Origin of the sequence: Haloarcula regularis (genome assembly GCF_029338315.1) — an archaeon.
Taxonomy (GTDB): Archaea; Halobacteriota; Halobacteria; order Halobacteriales; family Haloarculaceae; genus Haloarcula; species Haloarcula regularis.
Window position 1 is genome coordinate 2,918,825 of the sequence record NZ_CP119794.1, and the last position, 22,121, is coordinate 2,940,945.

Sequence of the window (22,121 nt, forward strand, 5' to 3'; positions counted from 1 at the left end):
GCCGTGACTGGCCGGGACGCGCTATCGATGGACCGACCGGGTGAGCGCAAACACCGACAGGGCGACGAGGAACGCGCCCATGAGCCCTTCCACGGCCGAGACGAACCGGAAGGCGTACGTGACGTCCTCGCCGACGGGACTGCCCAGGATGAACGTGATGAAGCTCTGGAAGCTCAGGAGCAGTATCTCCCGCGGCGGGTAGTCCGCGCCGGGCCCGAGGTGGGTGATCCCGGCGAAGACGAACGCGAACGCAAGGATGGTCGCCAGCGAGGCGAGCAGGACGCGATGGGGTTTCTCGCCGTAGCCGGTCGTGGCCGAGAGCACGACGTTGGCGACCCACGCGCCCGCAGCCGAGAGTCGCTCGAAGACCGTCGTCGAGCCGTTGGCGGCCGGTCGCCCGTTGAGCGCGACCTCGGCGTGGCCCTTCCGGCGGAAGGCGAGCTCTTTCTGGAAGAAGCGAGCGGCCGCCTTGTTGTCCCCGGCCTTGTTCGCGCCGTTCTTGGCCTTCAGATACGTCGTTTCGTCGAGCGACTTCTCGTCGACACCGGGCGCTGTCCGCCCGAGGAGCGAGCGTCCGAACCAGGCAACGGGGGCCGCAAGCGAGGCCAGCCGGTCCCAGGTCGCCCGGAGCGGCCCCGATTCGGTCTGCGTGTCGGCTATCGGTCCGTCCGCGACGGTGTGGATCGTCCAGTTCGACCTGAGCAAGAGCGGGCGGTGTCGACCGAAGTCGAACCCGTCGAAGGTCGTGTTCGTGAAGAATATGCGCTCGAATCCGTTCCCGGGAACGTCCTGGAGCCGGACGTCGCCGATCGTCGCGTCCGTGAAATCGTACGTGACGTGACCCTCGTCGGGCTGGCCGAGCTCCCCCGCCGGTACCGAACAGCCGGTCAGATCGACCCAGTTGCCCGCCACCGAGGTGTCCTCGAAGAGGAATCGCCCCTCGACGTCGAGGTCCTCGAAGGTCAGCTTCCCCCCGAACGTCGACTCGCGGACGACGACGTCGCCCTCGATACTCCCGCCGCGAATGAGGTTGTTCGGCTCGTTGGTCTCGTCGAAGGTCTCGAACGTGGAGCGGACACACCAGAGGTTCTCGCCGACGTGTTTCGGTTCGACGACGAGCGCCCCTGCACAGTCGATCCGCGAGAAACAGCTGTATCCGTCGACCTCGGCGTCGGCGAGGCGGAGGTTCCCGCCGATGTCGGCGCCAGCGAGACAGAGGTCCTCCCCGACGGCACAGCGGTCGAAGGACATCCCGGCGCCGAACGCTGCGTGGATCGCCCAGACGTGCCGGGTGAACGTCGCGTCGGTGAAATCGACCGGACCACCGAAGACCGTATCGGAGACGTCGAAATCGGCACGGACCTGTGCCCGGTGGAACGTCGCCTCGCCCCCGACGACGGTCCCGACGAGCCGGACCGGGTTCGTCGTCACGAGCCGGTCCCACTCCATCGCACCCGCCACGGTGGAAAACCGGAGGTCTATCGGGCGGTTCCCCTCCCCTTCGAGCACGCGATGTGAGAGCGAGAAGTCGTCGAACGCGGCGCCGAGAAACCGGTTCTCGGCCACCGCGTCGACGTCCGTCTCGGCTGCCGGCGTCGCCACCTCCTCGACCAGTCGCTCCGCCACCGCCTGACTGTCCGTCTCGTCTGCAGGTCGGTGGAAGAGGCAGGCCCCGTCGCCCTCGACCGGCCGGTCACACGACCACTCGGTCGGCACGGACTCCTCGAGGCGGAAGTCTCGTCCCCGCTCGTCCCGCCACTCCGCCAGATCGAATACGTAGTCGCACGTATTGTCGGCCGTCATGCGATGTCTTCACCGAGCATCGTCACGGTACTGATAAATGGCTACAGAGTAACTGCGCACTTATGAGTGACGGTTGGGCCGAACAGTGGTCAGGTGACTGCAGCAGGTGTGGCACCGACTGGATACACTTCGAACGCCGGGTCGACGGGCGGACCCAGCACAGACGCGACGGGTATACGCGCCTGTCAGACTGGACGCTCGAGTGCGACGAGTGTGACTACATCAGCAACCCGAAACGGCAGTTCTAGGGCAGCAACACCGCGACAATCTCTCTGGGCGTCCGAAACGGCGTGGGAACGGAACCGCCGCAGTCGTGGCTGATACTTGCTGCCGGCTCACCGCGCCGTGGGCCGGTTACGTTGGTTTGATCATGGTGAGTGATGGATTCGGTCGTTCACGCACTGTTCGGGCCAGCGGCCCGGCCTCATCCATTCATTTAGGACCGTGAAGGATAAATTTACCGACGAGCGCCCTGACCAGATTCCCGCCACTGGACTGCCGGTGTCCGTCTGGAACGGATTTCGCAACCACGGGGTCACGAGTGCCGACACGAAGGGACGAGCGGACGCGTCGGGTGACACAGCAACGAGGCCGGTACGGGGCGGTCGTTCCAGAGGGGGCGCCGCCCCCGAAATCCACGGTCACGCAGCCGGCCTGCGTCCGGTAGCTTTTATACGCGAGTTCCGAACAGGAACGCATGTTCCGTCTTCCGGCGTCGGCCCGCGATCGGCGACTCGACACCGTACGCGAGCGAATCGCCGAGGAAGGCGTGGACGCCGGTGTCTGGTTCGACGCGACGAGTATCGAGTACCTCGCCGGGTTCCCCCACGTCGTCACCGAACGCCCCGTGGTGCTCGTCGTGACCGCCGAGACCGTCGCGCTGGTCGTCCCCCGACTGGAGGTCGAGCGGGCACGTGCGGCCGAGCACGTCGACGCGGTGCATCACTACTTCGATTACCCGGCAGAGCCCCCGATGGGGACTGTCCGCGAGACGCTCGACAGCCTCGGCGTCGGGTCGGTCGCGGCCGACGCCGGGTCGCCGCCGTCGGTCATGGGATACGAGGGCCCCTCGCTCGACGAGTTCGTCGCTGTCACGGCGCAGTCGTGGGTCCGGGAGGCTCGGCGAGAGAAGTCCGCGGCCGAGCTGGAACTGATACGCGAATCGGCGCGGTGGGCCGATCGGGTCCACGACCACCTCGGCGGACTCGTCCGTCCGGGCGCGAATCCGCTGACCGTCTCGGAGCGAGCGATGACCGCGGGGACCGAGTCGCTGACGGCCGAACTCGGCGACGACTACGACGCACGGACGCGGTTCGACGGCCCCGTCATCGCGGGCATCGTGAGCGGCGAGCGGACGGGTCGACCGCACGCTTATACGTCCAACGACCCGCTCGAACCCGGTGACTCGCTCATCACCGGCGTCGTCGTGGATATCGGGGGCTACCAGGCCGAGCTCGAACGGACCATGTTCGTCGGCCACCCGGACGACAGGGCACGCGAGTACTTCGAGATAATGTGTGAGGCCCAGTCTGTGGCGATCGACAGCATCGAACCGGGCGTTCCGGTTGCGACAGTCGAGCGAACGGCCCGTGACTACTTCGAAGAGCAAGGGGTCCTCGAGTTCACGCGACACCACAGCGGCCACGCCCTCGGGATGAAACTCCACGAACCCCCGTACCTCGACCGGGGAAGCGACGCGACGATACGGGCGGGCGACGTCTACGCCGTCGAACCGGCGCTGTACACCGACGTGGGCGGGTTCAGACACTCCGATACCGTGGTCGTGACCGCTGACGGTACCGAACGCATCACTGAGACGCCGCGCGGATTCGAGGCGAACGTCCTCCCGACCGACGGCTAGTCGTCGCACCTGCCTTCGTCCCGGGGTATCATGGTCCGTCGACCGATGGGTGTCTCTATGACCCGCGACATCGTGACCGAGGCGAACGCGAACATGGCGAGAACCTTCGAGCACATCGCGGACCACGTCTCGGGCGGTGCGACTCGCCGGCACGGGGCCGCACTCGCTGTCTCGGCCGGCCTCCCGCTCTCGGTGTACAACCAGATATTCGCGTTCGACGCGCCACCCGACGACATCGCGGCGGCAGTGGCGTGGATGCGTGCCCGCGACGTCCCCTTCCTGGTGGGTGTGACAGACGGCGAGCACGAGCGCGTCCAGGAGGTCGACGCCGCGCTGGCGCTCCTCGATGACCCCGAGCTCGGCCTGGCGCACCGCTCGCTCGATGCCGTCCCGGCCGACGAGGGGCGTGTCGACGTCACGGGGGTGTCGGGGTCGGACGACTTCGCCGACTTCGTGACCGTCTATACGGCGGTCTTCGGGCGTGCGGAACGCGTCGCCGAGCGGGTCCACCGGGCGGTCGCGGCCGCCGACGGCGCCGACCTGTACGTCGGCCGGGTCGACGGTCGGCCCGTCGCCAGTGGCGTCCTCGTCCGCACCGGCGACGTGGCCGGCATCTACACTGTCGGCGTCGTCGAACCGTTCCGCGGTCGCGGCATCGGCAAAGCGACAACCCGCGCGCTGCTTCGTGCGGGCCGAGCCGACGGCTGTGAGGTGGCTGTGGTCCAGGCCGAGGCGTCGGTCGCACCGCTCTACGAGGACCTGGGGTTCGAACCCGTCGTCAGGTACCGGTACTTCCAGCCGACCGGGTGAGTCGCGCCGCTCACCGACGCCACGACGCTGTGACACCGCGGTACGTCTCGTAACACCGCGACAGCACCGCGAGGGAGACGCTCTCGTTGCCGGTGTGGGCCTCGCCCGGTTCCGCCGCACCGACCACGACACACTCCGTGCCCGTCTGTGAGAGCCACCCGGCGTCCGTCGCGTGGGGCTTGACGACCTGCTGGGGCGCGCCCTCTTGGGTGGCGGCGGCCGCAGCCAGCACGCTCTCGGCGAAGGCGGCGTCCTCGCAGGCCATCGGCGGGAGGTCCTGGTCGACCTGCCAGGTGACGCCCTGGATGCCCTCGACGCGCTCCAGGGGGGCGCGTTCGCCGGGGACGGTCCGCTCGTCGACGGTCACCTCGCAGCGCTCTGGGATGACGTTCCACGCCGACCCGCCGTCGACCTCCGTGACCGCGACGCTCCCCGACAGGTCGTGGCCCAGCACCGTCGTCTCGGGAACGGTGAGCTCGCGGACTACGTCGACGGCGTCCGTGGCGCGGTAGATGGCGTTCTCGCCGGCCTCGGGTTCGCTGGCGTGGGCCGGTCGCCCCTCCGCGACGATGGTCGACCCGCGCCGGCCCTTGTGGGCGACGGCGACGTCGGTCACACCCTCCCCCGAGTACCCCGTCGACCCCTCGCCGACGACGGCGTAGTCGGGTGCGAAGCCGTCTTCGATGGCCGCCTGACAGCCGATGCCGCCCTGCTCCTCGCCGACGAAGGAGGCAAAGACCAGTTCCCCGGCCGGGTCGGCGTCCCTGAAAGCGAGCATCGCGGCGGCGACACACCCCTTCATGTCGGCGGCGCCCCGGCCGTACAGGCGTCCGTCTCGCTCCTCGACGACGTACTCGCCGTCGGCTACCTGCGAGTCGTCCGGCGGGACGACGTCGTGGTGGCCGACGAGCGCGAGCGACGGCTCGCCGTCGCCCTTGCGAGCGAGGACGTTCCCGTGGTCGTCACGGGTCACGTCGGCCGCTGTCTCGGCCCGGAGCCACGCCTCGATACGGTCGCCGGCGGCCGTCTCGTCCTCGTGGCTCGGTATCGCGACCAGTTCACGCGTGAGGTCGGTGACGTCCATACCGGTCGGTCGGTGGCCGCGGGTTTGTGTCTTGCTGGACCGGTGCCGTCAGTCACCGACTACGCGAGGCAGAGCGAGTGTGATAGCCGGTCCGTTGTCCGGACGGCGGCCCCGGGACGCTCCCGGCGCTCGCGGGTGAACATCCTTATCAATCGACGGCCGCGTACTCCCGGTATGGAAATTGTACCGGACACGAGCGTGGTCGTCGACGGCCGCGTGTCCGAACAGGTCGAGGCCGACGCCGACCCGGACTCGCCGGAGAGCGGCAAGGGCTTCGCCGGCGCGACGGTGGTGATGCCCGAGGCCGTCGTCGGCGAACTCGAAGCACAGGCCAACGACGGCCGACAGACCGGCTGGGAGGGACTCGAGGAGCTCCAGCGACTGGTCGATCTCGCGAGCGAGGGCATCATCGAGGTCGAATACGTCGGCCGGCGGCCCGACGCCATCGAGAAACGCGACGCCGGCGAGGGCGAGATCGACGCGCTCATCCGGGACGTCGCCGGCGACCGCGACGCCGTGCTCGTCACCAGTGACGACGTCCAGGCCGAGGTGGCCCGCGCGAAGGGGCTCCAGGTCGAGTACTTTGAACCGCGGGGCCGCTCGGTCGACCGCCTGGAGATAGAGAACTTCTTCGACGAGTCGACGATGAGCGTCCACCTGAAGGTGGGCGTCGCTCCCTTCGCGAAGAAGGGCGACATCGGTGACATGCATTACCAGCCCATCCGGGACAGCGAGGCCACCGAGTCCGAACTGCGGGAGTACGCCGCCGACATCGAGGACGGTGCTCGCGGGTCGCCCGACGGCTTCGTCGAACTCGACGAACCGGGGATGACGATCATCCAGTTCCGCGACCTCCGTATCGCCATCGCCCGCCCGCCGTTCTCCGACGCACTCGAAATCACGGCCGTCCGGCCGATCGTCAAGACCGAACTCGACGACTACGAGTACGCCGACGAACTCCGGGACCGCTTCACCGAACACCAGCGGGGCGTCCTCATCTCCGGGTCGCCCGGGGCCGGGAAGTCGACGTTCGCCCAGGCCGTCGCGGAGTTCCTGGTCGACGCCGACTACTCGGTCAAGACGATGGAGAAGCCACGGGACCTCCAGGTCGGCCCGAACGTCACCCAGTACACCGCCCTCGACGGATCGATGGCGAAGACGGCCGACTCACTGCTGATGGTGCGACCCGACTACACCATCTACGACGAGGTCCGCAAGACCGACGACTTCGAGGTCTTCGCGGACATGCGTCTGGCCGGCGTCGGCATGGTCGGGGTCGTCCACGCGACCCGCGCCATCGACGCCCTCCAGCGGCTCATCGGCCGGGTCGAACTCGGCCTCATCCCGCAGATCGTCGACACCGTCGTCTACATCGAGGCCGGGCAGGTCCACACCGTCTACGACGTCACGACCGAGGTGAAGGTGCCCGCGGGCCTCATGGAGGAAGACCTCGCCCGCCCGGTCATCATGGTCAAGGACTTCGAGACAGACGCCCCGGCCTTCGAGATCTACACCTTCAACAACCAGGTCGTCACCGTCCCGCTGAACGAGGACGACGACGGCGAGGACTCGGGCGTCGACCGCCTCGCGAAACAGGAGGTCGAACGCGAGATTCGCTCCATCGCCCGCGGTCACGTGGAGGTCGAACTCCGCGGCCCGAACACGGCCGTCGTCTGGGTCGAGGACGACGACATCTCACAGGTCATCGGCAAGGGCGGCGGCCGCATCAGCGACGTCGAGAACCGCCTGGGCATCGACATCGACGTCCGGACCTTCGCGGAGCGCCCGACCGGCCCCTCCGGCGGCCCACAGACCGATAGCGGGGGCCAGCAGGGCGAAATCGTCCAACCCGAAGTGACCTCCCGGCACATCATCGTCCCGCTTGACGGGCACTCTGGCGACACCGTGGAGGTCCAGGCCGACGGCGAGTACCTGTTTACGGCCACCGTCTCGCGGGGCGGGGAGATTCAGGTCTCCCGCGGGTCCGGTATCGCAGAAGAACTGGAGCGGGCCATCGACCGCGGGAACACGATTACGGTCGTGCCGTCGTAGTTGCGAGCGAGGAACGAGCGAGCGTCTTTCGTCGACGTTTTTCGAGGAGTGGGACCCACAGCGAGCGGAGCGAGCGAGGACCCCCGACGACGAAAAAGGTCGGTGTGCGAGATTCAGGTCTCCCGCGGGTCCGGTATCGCAGAAGAACTGGAGTGGGCCATCGACCGCGGGAACACGATCACCGTCGTGCCGTCGTAGGCACGAACGGGCGCTGCCGGCCAGGCCGCCCGTCCACATTTATACTGCCGTGCGCCTAGGAACCGGGTATGGAAATCGAGCTCCGTTTCTTCGCGAACTTCCGGGAGGCGGTCGGGCAAAAGACCATCCACCGCGAGTTCGACGACGACGCGAAGGCCGGCGACATCCTCCGGTCGCTCCCCGAGGAGTTCCCCGAGATGGAACTGTTCGAGGGAGATGGCCAGCTGCGCCAGTACCTGACGATTCTGCGCAACGGCCAGGACATCGAACACATCGAGGGGCTCGAGACCTCGATCGAGGACGGCGACGAGCTCAGCGTCTTCCCGCCGGTCGCGGGCGGCTAACAGCAGAAGATGAACGGGTAGAGAAGCCCCACCCGGTCGCCGTCCTCGAGCGTCGTCTCGAGGCCATCGAGCAGCTCGTTGAACTGCCCGTTGACCGTCACGCGGGCGTAACACCGCGTCTGTTCTCCTTCCGGGTTCTTCACCCACGTCCCGGGAAGGTCGACCAGCTCCGGCGCCCAGCCGTCCGTCGAGGCCTCGGACTCCGTCTCGGCGATGAGGAGGTCTGCCACGTCGTAGGTCCCACAGAACGCCTCGAGGAAGTCCCCGAGCGTCCGCCCGTCGAAGGTGTACTCCATGTGCGGTTCCCCGACGGCGTCTCTGACGTGGCCCGTACAGCGGACCTCGACGGTCCGCTCGGCGGCCGCCTCCTGCTCGCGAAGTTGCCTGCTCATGCCGAGGGCTAGGGTCGCGAGCAGTAACAACGTGAGCCCGAACATGTTCGCCCGGGGTTGGCTTTAATTGGGTCCGGCCCGACGCGGAGGTATGGACGACATCGAACTGGCCATCCCGGGCCCCATCGTCGACTCGCTGCCCGAGGACGGCGCGGACGCGAAGCGGGACATCCAGCGCGCCGTCGACGGGTGGGAGCAGGACATCAACGCGGTGCTCGAGAGCGACGATCCCGCCGCCGGCGTCGTCGACCTCATCGAGTACTTCGAGGACCGCTGGGAGGCCTACGACGAGTACGTCGTGGAGCTGCGGGCGTGGGGACAGTCGCCCATCTACGCGATGGTCTGGCGCGACCTCGTGGCGTCGGTCATCCAGCAGCTATACGACCACGCCGACCTGGCCGACCGCATCAATCGCGAGCGCAACGCCCGCATCGTCGACGACGGCATCCGGCCCGGCTGAGCGGGGCCACGACACCCACAGGGTTTAGCCGCGAGGGTCCCTACGACCACCGATGCGACGTGAACGGAGCTGGCGCGGTATCTCCATCCGGGCCGCCGTCGGCTACCTCGAGAACTGCGGCGGCGAACGGCAGGACGAGACGACCGTCGCCGGCGACGGGTGGACGGCCGAGCTCTCCGCCGAGAAGGTCAGCGTCGGCCCCTCCTTGCAGTTGAACGAGGTGACGGTGGTCTTCGAGGGGGAGCGGGAGACGCTCGACCCGCTCATCGAGAAGTTCGCACAGAAGGCGATGCGCGCGGGCGGGTGAGATTGTGGCCGACCACCCCATCGAAGGACAACTCCTCCTGGCGGCGGGCGCCCGGGCGAGCGTCGCCCTGCACCGCGTCGACGGCCTCGTCGAGCGGGCCCAGGACCACGTCGTCGCCAACCGCGAGGCGTACGAGCGGACCTACGAGCGCATCGAGGGCGCCCGCGACGCCGACTTCTACTGCGTCGAGACGGGATTCTGGGAGCGGGTCGGCGAGGAACTGGGCCTGGACCGCCGGGAGGCCGACGCCGTCCGGCGCGCCCACGAGGCGCAGTTCACCCGCGACGGCCGGCGACTCGACCGGGAGTCGGAGTTCGAGACGACACTCGAGGTGCGGGAAGTGGTGGCCGTCTCGGCTACACGCTGAGCGTCTCGAGTACCTTCTCCGAGAAGTCCGTCTCCGAGAGGTCGCCGTTGTGCAGGCGGTCGAACCACTCGGCGTCGACGTACCAGTAGCCCCGGACCTCGCCGTCCAGGTCGAGCACCGTGGCCTCGACGTCGTGGCCCGTCCAGTCGTCGGTATGCAGGTCACGCAGGACATTGATGACCCGGCCGATCTCGCGGTGGGGGACCGACCCAGGCTCGGCGGCGATGGACTCGTAGGTGACCTCGTAGGTCTCGTCCTCCGTGCGCTCGGTGAACGTCTGGACGTAGACGCCGTGGCTGGTCAGGCGCGACTCCACCTGGAACTCGAAATCGTCGAAATCCTCCTTGCCCATTAGTGACGCTGTCCCCCCGCGGCACGCTGGGTTCACCGCTCCGGTTCGGGGCATCTCCTGCGGTCGATGCCTCGTCAGTCGTCGCTCGGGGCGGCCGCGCCGCCGGCGCTGACGCCGGTGCCGGGGCCGATGTCGATGCCCAGGTCGTCGAGCTTCTCGTCGGGCACGACGCCGTCCTCCCAGCCGCGCACGTCGTAGTACTCCGCTTTCAGCTCGTCCAGCTCGGCGAGTTCGCCCTCGGAGCCGCCCTGTGCCGGGATGGCGTCCTCGTGGCCCTCGACGAACCGGCCCGGCAGATCGTCGTCGCTGCCGTCGAAGCCCGCGAGGTTGTTGTAGTACCGTTCGAGGTTGTAGATGCGCTCGCCGGCCTCCATCAGCTCGTCCTCGGTGACGTCCAGGCCGGTCATGCCGTTGTACTGCAGGACGTACTCCTCGATGCCCTCGGCGAAGGCGTTGAACTTGCAGATGTCGAAGGAGTCGCTGATGGCGTGGAGGTCCTGGAACAGGGCACACAGTTCGCCCTTGCCCTCCCACTCGCGGGGGTCGACCTTCTCCGGGACGCCCAGGATCTCGGCGGCGGGCGTGTAGCCACGGAGGTGGCAGGCGCCGCGGTTCGAGGTGGCGTAGCCGATGGCCATCCCCTTCATGCAGCGGGGGTCGTAGGCCGCCATCGTCTGGCCCTTGACCGCCAGCGAGTTGTCGTGGGCGTCGAACTCCTCGCCGAGGTGGTTCGGGCCCTCGGCGAGGTGGTCGGCGAGCTCGCCGTCGCGCTCGGCGATGGCGTCGATCATGTCGATCATCGTGTCTGCGTCGCCCCAGTCCATGCCCTCGCCGAGCCCGTCGAGCTTGCCCTGCTCGGTCATCTCCATGGCCATCGCCATCGTGTTGCCCACGTCGATGGTGTCGACGCCCATGTCGTTGCACCGCTCGAGCATCACGGCGATCTTGTCGCGCTCGACGTGGCCGGAGTTCGGGCCCAGCGCCCACGCGGACTCGTACTCGTAGGACTCGGTGCGGACGTTCAGCTCCTCGCCCTTGTGCATCGTCTGGACCTCGACTTCCTTCTTGCAGGCGACCGGACAGGAGTGACAGGTCGGCTCGTCGACGAGGATGTTCTCGCGGACGTTCTCGCCGGAGACGTCCTCGGAGTCGATGATGCGCTCGCCGCCGCCCTCCGACTCCGACATCGACCGGGTCGAGGAGTACTTCGCGTTCTTGGTCGGCAGGCCGTCCATCTCCTCGGTGAGGTTCATCAGCACGTTGGTGCCGTACACCGAGAGGCCGCCCTCGTTGGGACCGGTGATGTCGGACTCCTGGATGACCTGCATGGCCTGCTTGTGGCCCTCCTGGAACGTTTCCTTGTCCTTCGGTTTCGGCATCCGTGTCGGCGACTTCACGACCACGGCCTTCAGCTTCTTGTTGCCCATCACACAGCCGGTCCCGCCACGGCCCGAGGCCCGGTCGTCCTCGTTGACGATGCAGGCGTACTTGACCTCGTTCTCGCCGGCGGGCCCGATAGCCATCGCCGAGAGGTTCTTGCCGTACGAGCCCTCTACCTCGTCTTCGATCTCCGAGATGGTGTCGTGGATGCCCCAGCCCCACATGTGGGAGGCGTCGCGCAGTTCGACCTCGCCGTCCTCGACGACGGCGTAGACGGGGTGTTCGGACTGCCCCTCGAACAGCAGGCCGTCGAACCCGGCCCACTTGAGACGCGCACCCGACCAGCCGCCGTGGTGGGAGTCTGTGACCTGTCCCTCGATCGGCGATTTGGTGCAGATGGCGATACGGCCGCTCATGGTCACCTGTGTCCCCGTCAGGGGACCGTTCATGAACGCGAGCAGGTTGTCCGGGCCCAGCGGGTCGACGTCCGGCCCCTGGTCGAAGACGTACTTCACGCCCAGCCCCCGGGCGCCGATGTACTTCTTCGCGTCCTCGTCGTCGATGCCCTCGTAGGACACCTCCCCCTCTCCGAGGTCTATTCGGGCGATGTGGTCTTGGAAGCCGCCGAGGTCAGTCATGAATATCTGTCCTAGACCGGGGTTTGTATCCACTTAACGATTTGTACTAGAAACTGATAACATCGACCCGCGGCCGGCCGCGATGGGCCGCGTGCAGGCCGGGCCCTGTCTGACCGGCCGACGGCTCGAACGGACTGACTCGGTCGCTCAGCCGGGTGCGATGACCGACGGCCGGACCCTCGCTGGGGGTACCCTCGACGGCTATGTTCCGAACCTGATACATCGGTTGCTCGGCGTGGTGACAACCGTTTTGCCCGGCCGGGACCGAGTGGCGGTATGGACGCCAGCGTCGACGCACAACTCCAGGCCGAGGGCGTGGCCTTCACCGCTGCCGACGCCGCCCTGTTGCGTGCCATCGACCGGACCGGCTCGGTCAGCGGCGCCAGCGAGGAGCTGGGTCGCTCGCGAGCACGGGCGCTGGACCGCATCCAGCGCCTCGAGGACGCCTTCGGCCCGCTGGTCGACCGGCACCGCGGCGGCGAGACCGGCGGCGGCAGCGAACTGACGGCGTCCGCCGAGCGGCTCCTCTCCCGGTTCGCCCGGCTCCAGGCGGCCCTGGCGAGCACGACCAGCGCTGAGGAGTCCGTCCTCGCCGGGACCGTGACCGAGCGCGAGGGCGAACTGGGCGTCGTCGACACCGCCGCCGGCCACCTTCGGGCCCGGCTGGTCGACCGACGCGAGACCGTCGAGGTCGGGGCCCCTGTCCAGGTCAGCGTCCACTCGGACGCGGTGACGCTCCACGACCCGTCTGACGTGCCGGCCGCCAGCGCGACCAGCGCCCGCAACCGGTTCGAGGGGACGGTCGTGGACGTCGAGCGTGGCACCGCCGTCGGCCGCGTGACCGTCGACGTCGGTGCCGAGTCGCCCCTGGTAGCGCTGTTGACCCACGAGAGCCTCGACCGGATGGGCCTGGGGGCCGGCGACGGCGTCGTGGCCTCGTTCAAGGCGACGGCGACCCGGGCGCTGGCGACCGGCTGAGGCACGCTGTCTGTGTCAGAAGTGCGAAAAAACTACCCTTTAAATCCGGGGAGCGTCAACGTATGGCAGTATATGCTCGAGGACGGCTTCGGCCGGGAGGTGACAGGCGTCCGGGTGTCACTCACCGACCGGTGTAACTTCGACTGCGTCTACTGCCACAACGAGGGGCTGGGTGACACGCGCGGGCCGCTAGACCCGCAAGACGACGAGCTCTCCACCGACCGGGTCGTCGCCTTCCTCGAGGTCTGTGCGGAGTACGGCGTCGAGGCGGTGAAGTTCACCGGCGGCGAGCCGATGCTCCGGGACGACCTCGAGGAACTCGTCCGGCGCACGCCCGACGCGATGGAGGTGTCGATGACGACCAACGGGACCTTCCTCCCCGGCCGGGCGGCCGGCCTGGTCGACGCCGGCCTCGAACGGGTCAACGTCTCACAGGACGCCCTGGACGCCGAGGACTTCGCGGCGCTGACCAACAGCGGGGCCTACGAGCGCGTCCTCGAGGGGGTCGAAGCGGCGCTGGACGCCGGACTCGCCCCGGTCAAACTCAACATGGTCGTCTTCGAGCCGACGGCGGGGTACGTCCCCCGGATGGTCGACCACGTCGCCGAGAACCGGGGGCTCCAGCTCCAGCTCATCGAGTACATGCCCGAGCTGGCTGGCCACCCCGAGTGGGCCATCGACATCCAGCGGGTCCACGACTGGCTCGCGGACCGGGCCGACCACGTCGAGACCCGCGAGATGCACGACCGCAAGCGCTACTTCGTCCGGAGCGAGACCGGCGAGGCGACGCCCGGCACCGCGATGGCGGCCGCCGACGGCGGGGTCCGGACCGACCCGGGTGCGAGCGACGTCGGGATGGTCGAGATCGTCGACCCCGTCGGCAACGCGGAGTTCTGCGCGAACTGCCATCGGGTCCGGCTCACCCACGACGGCTACCTCAAGGGCTGTCTGAACCGCAACGACGACCTGGTCGACATCGGCGAGACGAAGGCCCAGATGCGTGCGGCCTTCGAGAAGACGGTCGACGAGCGGGTCCCCTACTACGGCGAGTACATGGTCGAAGACGAGGACGGCGACTGGACGTTCAACGAGGCCTACCAGGACAGCGAGGGCGACCGGACGCCCTACGAGTACTCCACAGACGACTGACTACGCGTCACCGAGGGACGAAATCGCCCGCTCCAGTGCCCGGACGCCCGCTTTCTCTGTCCGCTCGGGATTCGCGTACACGGTGACCTGTTGGGTTCCGAGCGGGACGAACTCCAGGCCCAGTTTCTCGGCAGTCGTACGGAGGCCGAGGCCCGCGTCGGCCCGTCCGGCGGCGACCGTCCGGGCCGGGCTCTCGTGGGCCTTCGTCGTCAGTCCGTATCCCGCGATGGACTCCGTGAGCGTGTGGCGGTCGACGCCGCGGTCCGCGGCCAGGGCCCCGAGCGTATCGTCGAGACTCCGCCGGAGGCCGGACTCGGTCCCGCGGTTGACGAAGCTCGCGTCGCCATCGACCAGTGCCGCCAGGCCGTCCACCGCGTCGGCGTCTGCCACCACCAGCCCCCAGTCTCGCTCCCAGCCCCCGATGTCCACGGCGTCGGTCGGCGGGTCGGCCGGACCGGCGGCCACCGCGATGTCCGGCGTGCCGCCCGCCAGTCGCCGCAGGCCCTCCGTGGTTCCAACGGGGAGGTACCGGGGTCGCTCGACGTCGTCGAGCAACGCCGAAAGCGTCGGGTCGTCCTCGCCGACGCCGAGCAGGGTCGGGGGTCGCACGCCGGGCGAGAACAGGGTCACCTCGACGGCCTCGCCTGCCTCCAGGATGTCCGTCCCCGGCGGGACGGCGACGGTGCCGTCGGCGTCGACGAGGCTGGTCGTCGCCCCACTGCCCTTGTCGACCGGGTACACCAGCAGGTCGTCGGCGCCGTCCTCGACGAGGCCGACCGGCATGAACCGCAGGCGCCCCTCGCCGTAGCGCTCGGTGACGGCCATCCGCCCGGTGACCGTCGCCGTGGCCGGTTTGTCGACGCCCGCCGCCTCGCGGACGATGGGGGCGACGAACTCCCGGAAGATGGTCAGCGCCGAGATGGGGTAGCCCGGGAGGCCGACGTACGCCGAGTCGCCGACGGTGCCGACGAGCATCGGCTTGCCGGGCTTGACCGCCACGCCGTGCAACAGGAGTTCGCCGCGGTCTTCGATGACGCGGTAGATGACGTCGACGGCGCTGGCGCTGGTCGACCCCGAGGAGAGCACGAGGTCACACTCGTCGGCGGCCTCGTGGAGCAGGCGCTCCATCTCGTCGTAGTCGTCGCCGGCGTGGGGGTACAGAACGGGGTCGGCGCCGGCGTCCTCGACGGCGGCCGCGAGCGTGTAACTGTTCACGTCGTAGATCTGCCCGGCGGCGCTGTGCAGCGAGTCGCCGGGCCGGACCAGCTCGTCCCCCGTCGAGATGATGCCGACCGTCGGGCGGCCCCGGACGGGCACCGCGTCGACGCCCAGCGCCGAGAGCAGGCCGATCTCCCGGGGCGTGACGGTCGTGCCCGGCCCGAGCGCCCGGGCGCCGGCGGCGATGTCCGCGCCGGCGAGCATCACGTTATCCCCGGGCGCGACGGCGGTCCGAACCTCGATGCCGTCCTCGACCTCGGTCGTCCGCTCGACCATCACGACGGCGTCGGCGCCCGGCGGCATCACGGCCCCGGTGGATATCTCGGCGACGGTCCCCTCGTCGACGGCCACCTCCGGTTCCTCGCCGGCGTGGACCGCCCCGGCGAGCGGCAGCGTCACCGGGTCGGCCTCGTCGGCGCCGAAGGTGTCGGCCGCGCGGACCGCGTAGCCGTCCATGCTCGCGCGGTCGAATCCCGGGACGTCCAGTTCGGCGTCGATGCGCTCGGAGAGGACCCGGCCACGGACCTCGGCCAGCGGCACCCGTTCGGTGTCGGGCGTCAGGTCCAGGCCCGAGAGCACCTCACGTGCCTCCTCGGGCGGCGCGAGGTCGCGAAACTCGCGGCGCTCGCTCATCCCGACCACTCCCAGTCCTCGACGGCGACGACGTCCCCGGCGTCCAGTCCCTCCCGGCGGTCGGGCACGACAACCCACCCGTCCGCCAGCGCGACGCTCGAGAGGACGCCCGACCCGCTGGCCCGCGTCGGCGTCGCGGTCACCGTCTCGCCGTCGCGGTCGACCTGGACCCGGGCGAACGTCCGGGTGCCGGGATCGCTGACGACCTTCCGGGTCAGCTCCGCCTCGATCGTCGGCGGGTCGGTGTGCGGGAGGTGGCCGACCTCGCGGAGCGTCGGCCGGAGGAACTGGACGGCGTTGACGATACACGCCACGGGGTAGCCCGGCAGCATCAGCACGGGCGTCCCCTCGACGACGCCGAGTGCGACCGGGTGGCCGGGCTTGAGCGCGACGCCGTGGACCAGCACCTCCCCCAGGTCGTCGACGACCTCCGGGACCAGGTCGCGCTCGCCGACCGAGGACCCGCCGGTGGTCACTACGACGTCGTGGTCCAGGTCCCGCTCGACGGCCGCCCGCAGGGCCGCCTCGTCGTCGGTGACGATGTCGCGATACGTCGCCTCGCCGCCCCACCGCTCGACGTACTGGGCGACGGTCTGCCCGTTGGTCTCGATTACCTCGCCGGGTTCGGGGTCGGTCTCGACCAGCTCTCGCCGGTCGGAACCACGCTCGCCCTCGGGCGTTCGTACACCTCGACGGCCTCGTTCCCGACGGACTTCAGCAATCCGAGATCGGAGGGACGCAGGCGGTGACCCGCCTCGTACAGCGCCTCGCCGGCCTCGACGTCCTCGCCGACGGGGGCGACGTTCTCCCCGCCGGCCACCGCGTCGAACACCGTCAGCGACTCGCCGCGCGTCTCCGTCTCCTCGACCATCACGACGGCGTCGGCCCCCTCGGGCAGCTCGCTCCCGGTGTGGACGCGGGTCGCCGTCTCCGGCCCGACCGTCTCCCCGACCCGCAACTGCGCCGGCGAGCGGTCGCTCGCGCCGAAGGTGTCCTCGGCCCGGACCGCGTAGCCGTCCATCGCCGCCCGCCGGTAGTGGGGGACCGGCCGCTCGGCGACGGCGTCGGTTGCTAGGATCCGCTCGTCGGCGTCCCGGAGCCGCACCCGTTCGGTCCGCCCGTGTGGCGTCACCTGCTCGAGGAGTCGTTCCCTGGCCGCCCCGAGCGGCGTCCGCCGTCTGAACCCGTGTGTCCGCCGGCCCTCGTCACTCATGAGGGTCCGTAAGCCCTTCCCGACCAAAAACCTCCGCGTGCCCACGACGGTGGTGTTTACTTTAGCAGCAATCGGTTCAGAGAGACAGAAAGCCCCCGCGCTCTCAGCTCCCGCGGCTCGCTGCGCTCCAGTAGGTGCTTGCGTCGCCGGGGTTCGCTGAGAGCGCGGCCCCTTTCATCCCACCCATGCCGGCTGGCCACCCGGCGTTGGGTGGACTGAAAGGGGCGGCTGGGTGAACGACGGCGGCCGACGCAAGGACCGCAACGAACGGAGTGAGTGAGGACCGCAACGAAGCCCCCGAGTTCAGCCAGCCGGGGCTTTCTGGCTGTTCCCAACCTTAGTTTCTTAACTAAACACTACCCCTACGACGGCGTCGGTCGCGAGAGCCCAGTCGCTCGCCGGCGACGACCATCGAACGGAGACACTGCGTCAGTCAGAAACCGGCGCGTCCGCTTCGGCGGGCTGTTCAGTTATCTCGTAGAGGTTCTGTCGTGCGTCGGCGAAGTAGACGTCCTCCTCGACGACCCCGACCTCGTCTAAGCGTTCGAGCGCGTAGCGGACGGTCCGCGCGGAGAGCATCGACTCCTCTACGATTCCCTTCTGGGTGAGCGGCCCGTCGTACTCCAGCACCTTGTACACGAGTTTCGCGCTCGGAGGAAGGTCCGCTATGGCTTCCCCATCGGACTCTGTCATCACGTGGACCCAGTGGCGCGGGATGCTTAAAGATTGAGGAGTTGGGTCGGCTGGAAGGCCTTCGCGGCCGGCGAGGGCGTCTCGGCGAACCGCGCCCCTTTTGGTGGAGGGTAGACGAAGATGGGGTATGGCTACGGACACGGCGGACGGCATGAGCTCGCACATGCGCGGGCTCACTGTCACGACGCTGACAGCGGTCGCGGGCATCGCCGCGGCGTTCGGGTCGAACGCCCTCGCGAGCGGTGCCACCGACACGATGGGGGTGCTCGTGCTCGCGGCGGCCGTCTTGGTGCAGTTCCCGATTCTGCGCCTCGTCGGCATCGACCAGGAGGACCTCTCGACGAAGGACATCCTCTATATCGCCTTCATGACCTTCTCGCTGTGGTTCGTCACGTGGGGCATCCTGCTGACGACGGGAGCGTAACCATGGCAGACGACAGCATCGCCGTCGTCGACCTCGACAGGTGCCAGCCCGACCGCTGTAACTACGAGTGCATGAACTACTGCCCGCCCAACCGGAGCGGGAAGGAGTGCATCGTCAAGCGCGGGGACACCTACGAGGACGACGAGGAGTTCGAGGGGAAACCCGACCAGGTCCGTATCTCCGAGGACATCTGTCTCGGCGAGACCTGCGGCATCTGTGTCAACAAGTGCCCCTTCGACGCCATCGAGATAATCAACCTCCCCCAGGAACTGAACGAGGAACCGGTCCACCGCTACGGGGAGAACGCCTTCGCGCTGTACGGCCTGCCCGCCCCGTCGGAGGGCCAGGTCGCCGGCATCCTCGGCCCGAACGGCATCGGGAAGACCACCGCGGTCCGCATCCTCGCCGACGAGATGGCCCCGAACCTGGGGCGCTACGGCGAGCAACCGGGCTGGGACGACATCCTCGACCGCTACCGCGGGACGGCCCTGCAGGACTACTTAGAGGAGATGCGCGACGGCGACGTGACCGTGGCCCGCAAGCCCCAGTACGTCGACCGCATCCCCGACCAGTTCGACGGCACGGCTCGCGAACTGCTCGAACGGACCGACGAACGCGGCGCGCTCGACGACCTCGTCGAACGCACGGGCATCGGCCCGGTCGTCGACAACCACATCGACGACCTCTCGGGCGGCGAACTCCAGCGGGTCGCGCTCGTCGCGACGCTCGCTCGCGACGCCGACTTCTACTTCCTCGACGAGATTACGCCCTACCTGGACATCGGCCAGCGGATGACTGCCGCGCGACTCATCCGCGACCTCGCCGAGGAGGGTGACCGCTCGATGCTCGTCGTCGAGCACGACCTGGCCATCCTGGACCTGCTGGCCGACAACATCAACATCGCCTACGGACGCCCCGGCGCGTTCGGGATCATCACCTCGCCGAAGTCGACGAAGAACGGCATCAACGAGTACCTCTCCGGGTATCTGGAGAACGAGAACATGCGCATCCGCCAGACGGAGATCGAGTTCGAGGAACACGCGCCTCGAACGGCCTCGACTGGCGACGTGGTCATCGAGTACCCCGACTTAGAGAAAAGTTACGGCGAGGGCGAGTTCTCGCTGTCAGTCGAGGCCGGCACTATCCGCGAGAGCGAGGTGCTGGGCGTCGTCGGCCCCAACGGCATCGGGAAGTCCACGTTCGCGAAGATGCTCGCGGGACGCCTCGAACCCTCTTCGGGCTCGGTCGACGCGGAACTCGACATCGCCTACAAGCCCCAGTACATCGACATCGACCAGCAGATGCGCGTCGACGCGTTCCTCTCGACGATCACCGACGACTTCGGCAGCTCCTACTGGAACACCGAGATCGCCCAGCCCCTCCAGTTGGACGCGGTGATGGAGCAGAACCTGACGGACCTCTCGGGCGGGGAGCGCCAGCGCGTCGCCATCGCGGCGTGTCTCTCGAAGGACGCCGACCTCTACCTGCTCGACGAACCCTCGGCACACCTCGACGTCGAACAGCGGGTGCTCGCGACCTCCGCGATTCGACGCTACGCCGAGAACCACGACGCCACCGCCCTGGTCATCGACCACGACATCTACATGATCGACCTGCTGGCCGACCGCCTGCTGGTCTTCGAGGGCGAACCCGCAAAGCACGGTCGGGCGACCCCGCCACAGGGGATGCGCGAGGGGATGAACGAGTTCCTGGAGAACCTGGACATCACCTTCCGCCGCGACGAGCGCACCTCGCGGCCCCGAATCAACAAGCCGGGGTCGCAGCTCGACCGCAAGCAGAAGAACGCCGGCGAGTACTACTACGCGCCCGACCGGGACTGAGGAACAGCGCCTTCGGACTCCTCAGGACGGGTCGACGCCGTCTTTCGGATATCGGACAGAGAGTGCAGGCGACCGCGCGAGAAGTGCTTCTCTGTCACGCTTTGTGTCCGGTGTCGGCGTCGTATCCATCTCTACGGGTCTCTCTGGAGTCGTTGCTGTCCGGCGCTTCGTTCCCGTACTCGCGGCAATCGCGAACGTACTGAAGCCGAGTGCCACCTGCCAGCCGTCTCCTGTACAGTACTGTTCGAGCATGCTGCTTCCTCTGTCGATGTCTGCTTCCATCCGTTCCATGGGACCTGGAGACGCTCTTCCGGCCTTTTTCGCCCACGTTTTTCGAGGCGTGGTGGCCGAGCGAAGCGAGGCCACCCAACGAAGAAAAAGGTGGAGTCTGACGTAAGACCTAAACCACCTGCGAACGCCCTACATGACATGGGACTGATGAGCAAGATCCTCGGCGGCTCGGGATCCTCCCGGAAGACCGAGGACTACGTCGAACTGAACGCCGACGCCTACGACCTCACGAGCGCCGAGGCCGAACGCCGGGTCCGAATCGCCCGCATCAGCGACAAGCAGGACGTCATCGAGATCAAAGACGCCGTCTACGATGGCGACATCGTCATCGCCGACATCGTCCGCCACTCGACGACCGACCGGACGATGGAACACATCAGCGACGAGCTCAAGCAGGTCGCAAACGAGGTGGGCGGCGACATCGTCCAGAAGGACGACGACCAGCTCATCATCACGCCGGCCGGCGTCGCCATCGCCCGCGACCGACTCGGGCAGTAGTCGGTCGTCGACGGACCGTTTCGCCGGCGCCGATCGGCCCGGCACTCGCCGCACTGGTGGCGTCCGCGTCGTTTCAACGTGCTTTTCGGTCTCGATCCACTGCAGGTGACAATGACAGCGCCGGCCATCCGTGCCCGGGAGTTGGTGAAACGCTACGGCGACGTGACGGCCCTCGACGGCCTGGACCTGACCGTCGAACGAGGCGAGTTCTTCGGCCTGCTGGGTCCCAACGGCGCGGGCAAGACGACGTTCATCAACACGCTCGTCGGCCTGGCCCACGGCGACGGCGGTACCGCGGAGGTCTTCGGGTTCGACGTCGAGGCCGACTACCGCGAGGCCCGCGACCGCATCGGCCTGGCTCCTCAGGAGTTCAACGTCGACCGCTTCTTCCCCATCATCGAAGTCTTAGAGCACAAGGCGGGCTACCACGGTATCCCCCGCTCGGAAGCCCGCGAACGGGCCGAGGAGGCGCTGCAGACCGTCGGCATCTGGGACAAGCGCGACACCCGCTTCGACTGGCTCTCGGGCGGGATGAAGCGCCGGTTCGTCCTCGCTCGCGCGCTGGTCTCGGACCCCGACCTGCTCATCCTCGACGAGCCGACCGCCGGCGTCGACGTCCAGCTGCGCCACGACCTCTGGGACATCATCAACCGGATGAACGATTCGGGGACGACCATCCTGCTGACGACCCACTACATCGAGGAGGCCGAACGCCTCTGTGACCGCGTCGCCATCATGGACGACGGCCGGAAGGTCGACGTCGCCACCCCCGACGAGCTGATGTCCCGCGGGACCGACACCATCGAGCTCGGCCTGGCGGACCCGCCCCGGACCGCGCCCCGCCTCGACGTCGAGGGCGTCACCGACGTCGCGGTCACCGACGACGGCCTCAGCGTGACTGCGATGGGCGGCAGTCAGACCGCGCCGGAACTCATGCGCGCGCTCGAACGCGAGGGCCACACCGTCACCTCCCTGGACATCCGCCGGGCCTCGCTCGAGGAGGTCTTCGTCAACATGACCCGCGACGAACGCGAGTACGCGGAGGTGTCGGCGTGAGCCGCGACGACGCGGTGGTCGGAACCGACGGCGGCACCACGACGCTGGCCGGCGAGAGCGAGTCCGGCGCGCCCACCGG

22 protein-coding genes and 1 pseudogene are annotated in these 22,121 nt (G+C 68.4%); 14 read left to right on the forward strand and 9 right to left on the reverse strand.

Annotated elements, in window-relative coordinates; translation table 11 throughout:
• Positions 1–21: 21 nt before the first annotated feature.
• The gene (locus tag P1N55_RS15795) at positions 22–1,803 is read right to left on the reverse strand and encodes a hypothetical protein (RefSeq protein ID WP_276276471.1); all 1,782 of its coding nucleotides are present in this window, start codon (positions 1,801–1,803) and stop codon (positions 22–24) included.
• A 62-nt stretch (positions 1,804–1,865) separates the two neighbouring features.
• Here P1N55_RS15795 and P1N55_RS15800 point away from each other — a divergent pair, with 62 nt between their 5' ends.
• From P1N55_RS15800 to P1N55_RS15810, 3 genes are all read left to right on the forward strand, one after another.
• Positions 1,866–2,051 carry a hypothetical protein gene (locus tag P1N55_RS15800; RefSeq protein WP_276276472.1) on the forward strand — a complete coding sequence of 62 codons (186 nt, stop codon included), beginning with the start codon at positions 1,866–1,868 and terminating at the stop codon, positions 2,049–2,051.
• A 449-nt stretch (positions 2,052–2,500) separates the two neighbouring features.
• A complete protein-coding gene (locus P1N55_RS15805; protein ID WP_276276473.1) occupies positions 2,501–3,664 on the forward strand; it encodes a M24 family metallopeptidase in 1,164 nt (387 codons plus the stop codon).
• Between the two features lie 57 nt (positions 3,665–3,721).
• Positions 3,722–4,474 (forward strand): GNAT family N-acetyltransferase, encoded by a 753-nt coding sequence (locus P1N55_RS15810; protein WP_276276474.1) that lies wholly within the window; start codon positions 3,722–3,724, stop codon positions 4,472–4,474.
• A gap of 10 nt (positions 4,475–4,484) precedes the next feature.
• On the opposite strand, the gene P1N55_RS15815 is transcribed toward P1N55_RS15810, so the two are convergent.
• A complete protein-coding gene (locus tag P1N55_RS15815; RefSeq protein WP_276276475.1) occupies positions 4,485–5,558 on the reverse strand; it encodes a M20 family metallopeptidase in 1,074 nt (357 codons plus the stop codon).
• 174 nt (positions 5,559–5,732) lie between these two features.
• On the opposite strand from P1N55_RS15815, the gene P1N55_RS15820 reads away from it, so the two are divergent.
• The gene (locus tag P1N55_RS15820) at positions 5,733–7,610 is read left to right on the forward strand and encodes a PINc/VapC family ATPase (RefSeq protein ID WP_276276476.1); all 1,878 of its coding nucleotides are present in this window, start codon (positions 5,733–5,735) and stop codon (positions 7,608–7,610) included.
• A 266-nt stretch (positions 7,611–7,876) separates the two neighbouring features.
• Complete coding sequence (locus P1N55_RS15825) at positions 7,877–8,152, forward strand: ubiquitin-like small modifier protein 1 (protein WP_276276477.1); 276 nt, start codon at positions 7,877–7,879, stop codon at positions 8,150–8,152.
• Here P1N55_RS15825 and P1N55_RS15830 read toward each other — a convergent pair.
• Positions 8,149–8,544, reverse strand: a complete 396-nt coding sequence (locus P1N55_RS15830; RefSeq protein ID WP_276276478.1) for a MoaD/ThiS family protein — start codon at positions 8,542–8,544, stop codon at positions 8,149–8,151. The two genes, P1N55_RS15825 and P1N55_RS15830, sit on opposite strands and share 4 nt — an antisense overlap.
• A 91-nt stretch (positions 8,545–8,635) precedes the next feature.
• On the opposite strand from P1N55_RS15830, the gene P1N55_RS15835 reads away from it, so the two are divergent.
• Genes P1N55_RS15835 through P1N55_RS15845 form a run of 3 tightly spaced genes read left to right on the forward strand, consistent with a single transcriptional unit; the run spans position 8,636 to position 9,678 of the window.
• Positions 8,636–9,004, forward strand: a complete 369-nt coding sequence (locus P1N55_RS15835) for a hypothetical protein (protein WP_276276479.1) — start codon at positions 8,636–8,638, stop codon at positions 9,002–9,004.
• Positions 9,005–9,056: 52 nt separating this feature from the next.
• The gene (locus P1N55_RS15840; protein ID WP_276276480.1) at positions 9,057–9,311 is read left to right on the forward strand and encodes a hypothetical protein; all 255 of its coding nucleotides are present in this window, start codon (positions 9,057–9,059) and stop codon (positions 9,309–9,311) included.
• Positions 9,312–9,315: 4 nt separating this feature from the next.
• A complete protein-coding gene (locus tag P1N55_RS15845) occupies positions 9,316–9,678 on the forward strand; it encodes a hypothetical protein (protein WP_276276481.1) in 363 nt (120 codons plus the stop codon).
• On the opposite strand, the gene P1N55_RS15850 is transcribed toward P1N55_RS15845, so the two are convergent.
• The gene (locus P1N55_RS15850) at positions 9,668–10,030 is read right to left on the reverse strand and encodes a hypothetical protein (RefSeq protein WP_276276482.1); all 363 of its coding nucleotides are present in this window, start codon (positions 10,028–10,030) and stop codon (positions 9,668–9,670) included. The two genes, P1N55_RS15845 and P1N55_RS15850, sit on opposite strands and share 11 nt — an antisense overlap.
• A gap of 74 nt (positions 10,031–10,104) precedes the next feature.
• On the reverse strand, positions 10,105–12,048 hold the full coding sequence (locus P1N55_RS15855) for an aldehyde ferredoxin oxidoreductase family protein (protein WP_276276483.1): 1,944 nt from the start codon (positions 12,046–12,048) through the stop codon (positions 10,105–10,107).
• Between the two features lie 276 nt (positions 12,049–12,324).
• Between P1N55_RS15855 and P1N55_RS15860 the strand changes: the two genes are divergently transcribed.
• Positions 12,325–13,026: a TOBE domain-containing protein gene (locus P1N55_RS15860; protein ID WP_276276484.1), complete on the forward strand. Its 702-nt coding sequence runs from the start codon at positions 12,325–12,327 to the stop codon at positions 13,024–13,026.
• A 72-nt stretch (positions 13,027–13,098) separates the two neighbouring features.
• Positions 13,099–14,175: a GTP 3',8-cyclase MoaA gene (moaA, locus tag P1N55_RS15865; protein WP_276276485.1), complete on the forward strand. Its 1,077-nt coding sequence runs from the start codon at positions 13,099–13,101 to the stop codon at positions 14,173–14,175.
• On the opposite strand, the gene P1N55_RS15870 is transcribed toward moaA, so the two are convergent.
• From P1N55_RS15870 to P1N55_RS15880, 3 genes and pseudogenes are all read right to left on the reverse strand, one after another.
• Complete coding sequence (locus P1N55_RS15870; RefSeq protein WP_276276486.1) at positions 14,176–16,026, reverse strand: molybdopterin biosynthesis protein; 1,851 nt, start codon at positions 16,024–16,026, stop codon at positions 14,176–14,178. It lies immediately after the preceding gene.
• A pseudogene (locus tag P1N55_RS15875) lies at positions 16,023–17,239 on the reverse strand (molybdopterin molybdotransferase MoeA). The gene P1N55_RS15870 and the pseudogene P1N55_RS15875 overlap by 4 nt, the downstream one beginning before the upstream one ends.
• Before the next feature lie 429 nt (positions 17,240–17,668).
• The gene (locus tag P1N55_RS15880; protein ID WP_276276487.1) at positions 17,669–17,932 is read right to left on the reverse strand and encodes a MarR family transcriptional regulator; all 264 of its coding nucleotides are present in this window, start codon (positions 17,930–17,932) and stop codon (positions 17,669–17,671) included.
• A 127-nt stretch (positions 17,933–18,059) separates the two neighbouring features.
• On the opposite strand from P1N55_RS15880, the gene P1N55_RS15885 reads away from it, so the two are divergent.
• The gene (locus P1N55_RS15885; protein WP_276276488.1) at positions 18,060–18,356 is read left to right on the forward strand and encodes an EMC6-like membrane protein; all 297 of its coding nucleotides are present in this window, start codon (positions 18,060–18,062) and stop codon (positions 18,354–18,356) included.
• Between the two features lie 2 nt (positions 18,357–18,358).
• Positions 18,359–20,197 (forward strand): ribosome biogenesis/translation initiation ATPase RLI, encoded by a 1,839-nt coding sequence (locus P1N55_RS15890; RefSeq protein WP_276276489.1) that lies wholly within the window; start codon positions 18,359–18,361, stop codon positions 20,195–20,197.
• Between the two features lie 21 nt (positions 20,198–20,218).
• Here the strand turns inward: P1N55_RS15890 and P1N55_RS15895 are convergent, their stop codons facing one another.
• Positions 20,219–20,479 carry a hypothetical protein gene (locus P1N55_RS15895; RefSeq protein ID WP_276276490.1) on the reverse strand — a complete coding sequence of 87 codons (261 nt, stop codon included), beginning with the start codon at positions 20,477–20,479 and terminating at the stop codon, positions 20,219–20,221.
• Positions 20,480–20,626: 147 nt separating this feature from the next.
• On the opposite strand from P1N55_RS15895, the gene P1N55_RS15900 reads away from it, so the two are divergent.
• A complete protein-coding gene (locus P1N55_RS15900; RefSeq protein ID WP_276276491.1) occupies positions 20,627–20,986 on the forward strand; it encodes a cell division protein SepF in 360 nt (119 codons plus the stop codon).
• Between the two features lie 111 nt (positions 20,987–21,097).
• Positions 21,098–22,042, forward strand: coding sequence for an ABC transporter ATP-binding protein (locus P1N55_RS15905; protein ID WP_276276492.1), 945 nt, complete (start codon positions 21,098–21,100; stop codon positions 22,040–22,042).
• The last annotated feature ends 79 nt before the right edge of the window (positions 22,043–22,121 follow it).